The 7102-nt window shown below is 67.6% G+C and carries 7 protein-coding genes, 1 tRNA gene and 2 pseudogenes; 7 read left to right on the top strand and 3 right to left on the bottom strand.

Annotated features, from left to right (window positions below; translation table 11 throughout):
* On the bottom strand, window positions 1–974 hold a 974-nt coding region (locus BB334_RS17500; protein WP_083200366.1), incomplete at its 3' end, for a cupin domain-containing protein.
* 70 nt (window positions 975–1044) lie between these two features.
* Between BB334_RS17500 and rlmD the strand changes: the two genes are divergently transcribed.
* The 6 genes from rlmD to BB334_RS18610 all read left to right on the top strand — a co-directional run bounded on the left by rlmD (window position 1045) and on the right by BB334_RS18610 (window position 4882).
* On the top strand, window positions 1045–2346 hold the full coding sequence (gene rlmD, locus BB334_RS06850) for a 23S rRNA (uracil(1939)-C(5))-methyltransferase RlmD (RefSeq protein WP_068806281.1): 1302 nt from the start codon (window positions 1045–1047) through the stop codon (window positions 2344–2346).
* 131 nt (window positions 2347–2477) lie between these two features.
* Window positions 2478–2933: an ATP-dependent dethiobiotin synthetase BioD gene (bioD, locus tag BB334_RS06845; protein WP_232756679.1), complete on the top strand. Its 456-nt coding sequence runs from the start codon at window positions 2478–2480 to the stop codon at window positions 2931–2933.
* Window positions 2930–3946 carry a biotin synthase BioB gene (gene bioB, locus BB334_RS06840; RefSeq protein WP_068806278.1) on the top strand — a complete coding sequence of 339 codons (1017 nt, stop codon included), beginning with the start codon at window positions 2930–2932 and terminating at the stop codon, window positions 3944–3946. The genes bioD and bioB overlap by 4 nt, the downstream gene beginning before the upstream one ends.
* The gene (locus tag BB334_RS17495; RefSeq protein ID WP_083200330.1) at window positions 3946–4344 is read left to right on the top strand and encodes a hypothetical protein; all 399 of its coding nucleotides are present in this window, start codon (window positions 3946–3948) and stop codon (window positions 4342–4344) included. Before bioB ends, BB334_RS17495 begins: the two co-directional genes overlap by 1 nt.
* A tRNA-Ser gene (locus BB334_RS06835) sits at window positions 4323–4412 on the top strand. Before BB334_RS17495 ends, BB334_RS06835 begins: the two co-directional genes overlap by 22 nt.
* On the top strand, window positions 4385–4882 hold the full coding sequence (locus BB334_RS18610) for a hotdog family protein (protein WP_232756678.1): 498 nt from the start codon (window positions 4385–4387) through the stop codon (window positions 4880–4882). The genes BB334_RS06835 and BB334_RS18610 overlap by 28 nt, the downstream gene beginning before the upstream one ends.
* Here the strand turns inward: BB334_RS18610 and BB334_RS06825 are convergent.
* Window positions 4803–5183 (bottom strand): annotated as a pseudogene (locus tag BB334_RS06825) (IS1634 family transposase); the annotation flags it as partial. The gene BB334_RS18610 and the pseudogene BB334_RS06825 sit on opposite strands and share 80 nt — an antisense overlap.
* 66 nt (window positions 5184–5249) lie before the next feature.
* Between BB334_RS06825 and BB334_RS06820 the strand changes: the two are divergent.
* Window positions 5250–6548, top strand: a complete 1299-nt coding sequence (locus BB334_RS06820; RefSeq protein ID WP_068806268.1) for an IS1182 family transposase — start codon at window positions 5250–5252, stop codon at window positions 6546–6548.
* A 135-nt stretch (window positions 6549–6683) separates the two neighbouring features.
* Here the strand turns inward: BB334_RS06820 and BB334_RS06815 are convergent.
* Window positions 6684–7102, bottom strand: a pseudogene (locus tag BB334_RS06815) (IS1634 family transposase); the annotation flags it as partial.

Here is a 7102-nt window from a genome sequence, read left to right as displayed (position 1 = left end):
GCCTCGGAGAACAGCAGCTGAGTGCGGGAATCGAGCGCATAGCCAGCCCGGGCCACAGCGCGTGCGAAGGCCTTCGGCTTCATCGCCGGCTCGGGTGGATGGAAGAACACATGCGGCTTGGGTTCGGTGAGATAGTCGCCGACGAATTCGGCCACGTCCTGCCGGCTCCAGCGGATGCCGGCGAGCATGCGCTCGATCTGATCGATCATGCGCGGGCCGATTTCGGCCGAGTTGTCCTGCAGCTCGAGGTCGGGGTCGGCATAGATGCCCGCCAGGCACAGCCGCTCCTGCAACCAGGCGAGGAACTCGGCGCCGAGTTCCTGCGCGGTCGGCGAGCGGAAGCCGATCGAGTAGGTCGTGCATTCGCCCACCGCGATCCCGTTGTGCGCCCAGTGCGGCGGCAGGTAGAGCATGTCCCCGGGTTCGAGGAGCAACTCCTCGGTGGGCTGGAAGTTCTGCAGGATGCGCAGCGGGGCGCCCTCGACCAGGCTGCGGTCGGTCTGGTCGGCGATCTGCCAGCGCCGCCGTCCCGCCCCCTGCAGCAGGAAGACATCATAGTTGTCGAAGTGCGGGCCGACGCCCCCGCCATCGACCGCGTAGCTGACCATGAGGTCGTCGAGCCTGGCCTGGGGGATGAAGTCGAAGCGGTGCAGCAGCGCGTCGGCTGCCGCCAGGTGCAGGTTGAGGCCCTGCACCAGCACGGTCCACGGGCGGCGCTTGCCGCGCAGGCGGGCGCGCTTCTGCGGGCCGTGCTCGACCTTCCAGTCGGTGCCGGGGGTGTCGGCCGCGTAGCGGATCCAGCGCGACTCGACGTCGGGATCGCAGGCGAGTTCGAAGAGTGCGTCGTGGTCGAGCAGGCCGGCGAAGCCGGGGACGGCCTGGCGCACGAGGAGGGGTTTCTTCTGCCAGTATTCGGCGAGGAAGCGCTGCGGTGAAAGGCCGCCGAGCAGGGCGAGCGAGGGTGCGGAATTCATGGCGGGATTATAGGTAGGCACCGAACGCCGAGGGGGTAGAATCGCGCAGTTTCTCCGTCCGGTAGCCGCCATGCCCTTTGCAGTCATCGAGTCGCTCGACCACGAGGGTCGCGGCATCAGCCATGTCGACGGCAAGGCCGTCTTCATCGAGGGCGCGCTGCCCGGCGAGAAGGTGGAGTACGCGGTGCTGCGCGAGCGTCCGCGCTATGCGCAGGCGGAAACCGTGCGCGTGCTCAAGGCGAGCTCGCAGCGGGTGGTACCGCGCTGCGCGCACTTCGGCAGCTGCGGTGGCTGCTCGATGCAGCACCTCGATCCGGTGGCTCAGGGGGCGGCCAAGCAGCGCATCCTGGAAGACGCCTTCTGGCATATCGGCAGGCTCGCGCCGCAGATCATCTACCCGGCGATCCATGGCTCTTCGTGGGGCTATCGCTACCGCGCGCGGCTGAGCGTGCGGGTGGTGCCGAGCAAGGGCGGGGTGCTGATCGGCTTCCACCAGAAGCGCTCGAGCTACATCGCCGACATGCGCGCCTGCCCGGTGCTGCCGCCGCGGATCTCGGCCTTGGTGCCCGAGTTGCACCGCCTGATCGCGAGCCTGTCGATCGCCGACCGCGTGCCGCAGATCGAGATCGCGGTGAGCGATACAGGGACCGCCTTCGTCTTCCGTCACTTGCTGCCCTTCAGCGCGGAGGACGAGGCGAGGCTGGCAGCCTTCGCCGACGCGCACGGGATCCAGGCATGGGCCCAGCCCGGCGGACCGGACAGCGCGGCGCCGCTGCATCCGAAGGACGGCCCGGGGCTGGCCTACTTCCTGCCCGAGTTCGATGTCCGTCTGGACTTCCGGCCGACCGACTTCACCCAGGTCAACGTCGACATCAACCGGCTGCTGATCCGACGCGCGATGCAACTGCTCGACCCGCAGCCCGGAGAGCGCATTGCCGACCTGTTCTGCGGGCTGGGCAATTTCAGCCTGCCGATCGCGCGCCGCGGCGCCACCGTGATCGGCGTCGAGGGCAGCGAGGCGCTGGTCGCGCGAGCGGCTGAGAACGCGCGCGCCAACCGCCTCGCGGCGAACAGCGAATTCCATGTGGCCAACCTGTTCGACAGCACCGAGGACAGCCTCACGGCGCTGGGTCGCCTCGACAAGATGCTGATCGACCCGCCGCGCGAAGGCGCGATCGCGGTGGTGAAGGCGATCTCGCCGCAGCAGCGGCCGGCGCGCATCGTCTATGTGTCGTGCAATCCGGCGACGCTGGCGCGCGACGCGGCGGTGCTGGTGCATGAAAAGGGCTACGTGCTGCGCGGCGCCGGCATCGCCAACATGTTCCCGCAGACCTCGCATGTGGAGTCGATCGCGCTGTTCGAAGCGGGCTGAGCAGACGGGGCGTTGCCGCGAATGGGGACGTCGCAGCAGCGCAGACGGGGTGATGGGAGGGTTCACATTTCGCTGGCGGGCTGGAACAATACCGCGCCACCTCTCCGTAATTATTAATACAAAATCAGCAAGTGACGCATTCGCCCCCGACTGTCGTGCCGTCCGATCCCAACCGGGCGTGGCAGGCGCGCAGCCTCGCCCACGTCTGGCATTCCTGCACGCAGATGCAGCGTGCACATGCGGCGCCCCCGCTGCGCGACGACTGGGACAGCGCCGCCCTTGCGTTCGCACTCGGCCTGCCGGTGTTGCTGGTGGTCGGCCTTCGGCTCTGCTGCATCAATCATGCGCAGCTCACCGCCGAGACGATTCGCGCCAGCGGCCTGCGCCTGTGCGGCTGGGGGGGCAACACGATCGACCTGCGGCTGCCCCATGTCGCGCAGAATCTCGACGCTCTCGGGCGCGGCCTCGGCAGCGCGCCCTGTCCCGGCCTCGTGCCGCGCCTGCCGGAGCCCGCGCCCTACCTCAACGTGCCCGCGCTGCACACCCTCTTCAACTCAACCCGGATATCCGACCTGGAGAACGAATGAGCACTCTCGCCACCCTCTCGCCCGATGCGCTGCGCCGCACCGTCACGTCCACCCCTTCCATCACCGCCAGCGGACCATGGACGGTGGAGGCGGTCGAGGCCTTGTACGCACTGCCCTTCATGGAGCTGGTGTTCCGCGCGCAGCAGGTGCATCGTGATCACTTCGATCCGAGCGAGATCCAGCTATCCACTTTGCTGTCGATCAAGACCGGCGGCTGCGCCGAGGACTGCGGCTATTGCTCGCAGTCGGCCCACTTCGACACCGGCTTGAAGGCCGAGAAGCTGATGCCGGTGGAGGAGGTGCTGGAGGCCGCGCGGGCGGCGAAGGCGCAGGGCGCGAGCCGCTTCTGCATGGGCGCGGCATGGCGCTCGCCGAAGGCGCGCGACATGGAGCGAGTATCGGCCATGGTGCGCGAGGTGAAGGCGCTCGGCCTCGAGACCTGCATGACCCTCGGCATGCTCGACGCCGACCAGGCGGCCAGCCTGAAGGACGCCGGCCTCGACTACTACAACCACAATCTCGACACCGCGCCCGAGTACTACGGCAAGGTCGTCGGTACGCGCACCTACCAGGACCGGCTCGACACCCTGCAGAACGTGCGTTCGGCCGGCATCAACGTCTGCAGCGGCGGCATCCTCGGCATGGGCGAGACGCGCGCCCACCGCGCCGGACTCATCGCCCAGCTCGCCAACCTCGACCCCTGTCCGGAGTCGGTGCCGATCAACAACCTGGTGCCGATCCCGGGGACGCCGCTCGAGGGCGTGGCGCCGATCGACCCCTTCGAGTTCGTGCGCACGATCGCGGTGGCGCGCATCACCATGCCGCGCAGCTACGTGCGGCTATCGGCCGGGCGCGAGCAGATGGACGAGGCGCTGCAGGTGCTGTGCTTCATGGCCGGCGCCAACTCGATGTTCTACGGCGACCACCTGCTGACCACCTCCAACCCGCGGACCGGCCGCGACCGCAGCCTGCTCGAACGCCTCGACATGCGCGTCGAGGGGCACGAGGGCTGATGGACGCGCCAGCCCAGGCTGCGCCCGAACCCTTCGACGCGGCCTTCGTGCGCGATCCCGACCCCGTCTACCGCGCGCTGCGTGAGGCCGGGCCGCTGCACTGGCACGCGGACTTCTTCCAGGGCGCCGGGCTGCTCGCCCGGTGCGCGATGCTGCTCTTCGCCGGACACGAGATCTCCCGCAACCTGCTCGGCCGACCGCGACCCGGCGCGCTTTCCCGAGCCCGGCCGCTTCGACATCCGCCGCCGCGACGGCAGCACCCTCTCCTTCGGCTGCGGCCCCATGTGTGCATTGGCGCTGGCCGGCGCTGCGCCTGGCGCCCCGGGGGCGGGGCGGGATGCGGTGGCGGACTCGGTGCTATAATCCGCGACCTTGCGGAGGCGTGGCAGAGCGGTTGAATGCAACGGTCTTGAAAACCGTCAGGGGTTTGCGCCCCTCGTGAGTTCGAATCTCACCGCCTCCGCCACGGTTGAAACCAAGCCCCTGTTTCATGGGGCTTTTTTTACGTCGTGCGATCGGTACGGGCCGGTCGACGAACCAGGAGGCGAGGGGGTCGTGAAGAAACTACGTGATGATGTTTCCATCGGAGAGTTCAACGAGATGGGGCAGGAGTATCTGCCCGGGGCTCTCGGTCTGGAGATGCTGGAATTGGAAGAGGGCTCGCTGAAGAGCCGGATGCCGGTCAGGAAGCTCCACTTCGCCCCCAACGAGTTCCTGCACGCGGCCAGTGTCGTCGCCCTGGCCGACACGACCTGTGGCTACGCGACGATCGCCCATCTGCCGCCCGGCGCCCCCGAGTTCGACAGTTACGCTCGCAAGTGCTTGTTTTTGCTAGAGCGCACTTTCAAAAATGCCACTACAGCAGCGCCAACTGCTCCGGCGCCGCTGGTTTTCCTATCCCCAATGCATGAAGCACCTCGCTTTGCTCCGTGCTGAGCGTCGACACCCCCGCCACCGGCTCGCCGCCGTTCAGGCGCACCCGGTGATGCTGGATGCGCTGTAGTTGCTCGAGCGCCCGCTCGGGCGTGTAGCCCGCATCTGCCACCTTCAGTCGGCTACGCATCACGCGGTGCAGGATCAGCGCCATGAAGCAGATCGACGCGTGCGCGCGAATCCGCTCGGGCAGGCGGTGATACACCGGACCGATCTCGATCTCGGACTTGAGCACCTTGAAGCCGCGCTCGATGTCGGCGAGCGACTTGTAGCGCTGAATCACGTTCTGCGCGGTGAGAGTCTGTGAAAATATCCCGCAAATGCTCTCGGTATAATTCTTGCATTCCAGCCACCATCCGGTAACCCAGTCATGACTGCTCGCGCCCGCGTGGTTCTGCCCAACCGCACCCAGATGGAATTTCGCGCCAGCGACCTCGAGTCGCTGCTGCCGGAAGGTCATCGGGCGCGGCTGGTGTGGTCGTATGTGGCCGGGCAGGATCTGGGGCGCTTCTATGAGCGGATCCGGGTGCGTGAGGGCGGGGTTGGTCGGGCGGCGATCGCGCCGGAGATCCTGTTGTCGCTGTGGCTTTACGCGACGCTCGACGGGGTGGGCAGTGCGCGCGAGGTGGCGCGCCTGACCGATGCGCACGATGCGTACCGCTGGCTGTGCGGCGGGGTGCAGGTCAATTACCACACGCTGTCGGACTTCCGGAAGGATCACGGCGAGGCGCTCGACGAGTTGCTCAGCGCCAATGTTGCAACGCTCATTGCCGCCGGGGTGGTGAAGTTGCGCCAGGTGGCGCATGACGGCATGCGGGTGCGGGCCAGTGCGGGGGCGGGATCGTTTCGGCGCGAGGACAAGCTCGCGGGCTACCTGGAGGCGGCCCGCGAGCGGGTTGCGCAGCTCAAGGCCGAGCTCGAAGCCGACCCGGGCAAGGCCGATCGGGCTCGTCAGGCGGCACGGCTGCGTGCGGCCCGCGAGCGCGAGGCCCGGGTGGCCGAGGCGCTGGCGCGCTTGCCCGAACTCGAAGCGATCAAGCGCCGCCAGGGCAAGGCAGCCGATCAGGCGCGCGCCTCGACGACCGATGCCGAGGCGACGGTCATGAAGATGGGCGACGGCGGGTTTCGGCCCGCGTACAACCCGCAGTTGGCCAGCGACGTTGACTCGTTGGTGATCGTGGGCGTCGAGGTGGCCACGGCGGGAAGTGACCAGGGTCAGATGGTGCCGATGATCGAGCAGGTGCGTGAGCGTTGCGGCCAGGCGCCCGAGGCCTGGTTGGTCGATGGCGGCTTTGTGGGTCACCAGCAGGTCGAACAAGCGAGCGCGCACACCACGGTGTATGGACCGGTGCCGGCCGCGAAGGACAAGGCAGTGGATCCGCACGAGCCCAAGCCCGGTGACAGCGCCGCTGTTGCAGCATGGCGAGCGCGCATGGGCACCGAGGAGGCCAAGGCGATCTACAAGAACCGGGCCGCGAGCGCCGAGTGCGTCAATGCCCACAGCCGCAACCGGGGGCTCCAGCAATTCCGCGTGCGCGGCCTGGCCAAGGTCAAGTGCGTGGTCCTGTTCTTTGCCTTGGCCCACAACCTGATGCGGATGGCCAGCCTGGCGCCGGAGATGCTCGCCCTCGGGAAAGGTGCGTCTGCCGTGTCCGGAATCGGGGCTTGACGTAGGGAATCGCGAAAAAACCACCCGAAAAACCAGAAAGAGCGAGCGCACTCATGCTGAACAGATCATCTGCCCGCCACAGCGGTCACAAGCCCACTCGCGCCCCCTTCGGCGCGGGTGGCCGAAAAGATCACAGGCTCTGAGCCCCTCGGCGTTGGTCACCAGCAGCAGCTTGCCGTCCATCATTTCGGCAAGACGCTTCGCCTTGTCGTCGATGTGGTAGCTGAAGAGTTCCTCACCCAGATCCACCTTGAGGATGCGCGACAGGTGCGCTTCGCTGACCGCGTGGTAGAAGCGCGCCTTGGCGCCGCTGTCCGAGAGCTTGCGCCCTCGGTGCTTCACGCCTTCATCCTGCTCGGTGAGCTTGCCCGACCATTGGTCCGCCTGGCGGATCAGCGCGTCGACACGCTCATTGCGCTGCTCGGTCTTGGTTGCGGCCGTCGCGGGATCGTGCGCAACCACCAACCGAAGGTCGTTCCAGGTGTGCTCCGAGATGACCTCCTGCGTGGCGCCAGCGCACTGCGCTTCGTGGAAGGGTTCGAGCAGCTCGATGA

The organism is Thauera phenolivorans (genome assembly GCF_001696715.1).
GTDB lineage: Bacteria > Pseudomonadota > Gammaproteobacteria > Burkholderiales > Rhodocyclaceae > Thauera > Thauera phenolivorans.
The sequence above is the reverse complement of the archived record's forward strand: the minus strand, read 5'-3'. Positions and strand labels throughout refer to the sequence as shown.

Coding starts and splice junctions, on each gene's coding strand:
- rlmD (WP_068806281.1), top strand. CDS start 1,045: ATGCCCTTTGCAGTCATCGAGTCGCTCGACCACGAGGGTCGCGGCATC.
- bioB (WP_068806278.1), top strand. CDS start 2,930: ATGAGCACTCTCGCCACCCTCTCGCCCGATGCGCTGCGCCGCACCGTC.
- BB334_RS17495 (WP_083200330.1), top strand. CDS start 3,946: ATGGACGCGCCAGCCCAGGCTGCGCCCGAACCCTTCGACGCGGCCTTC.
- BB334_RS06820 (WP_068806268.1), top strand. CDS start 5,250: ATGACTGCTCGCGCCCGCGTGGTTCTGCCCAACCGCACCCAGATGGAA.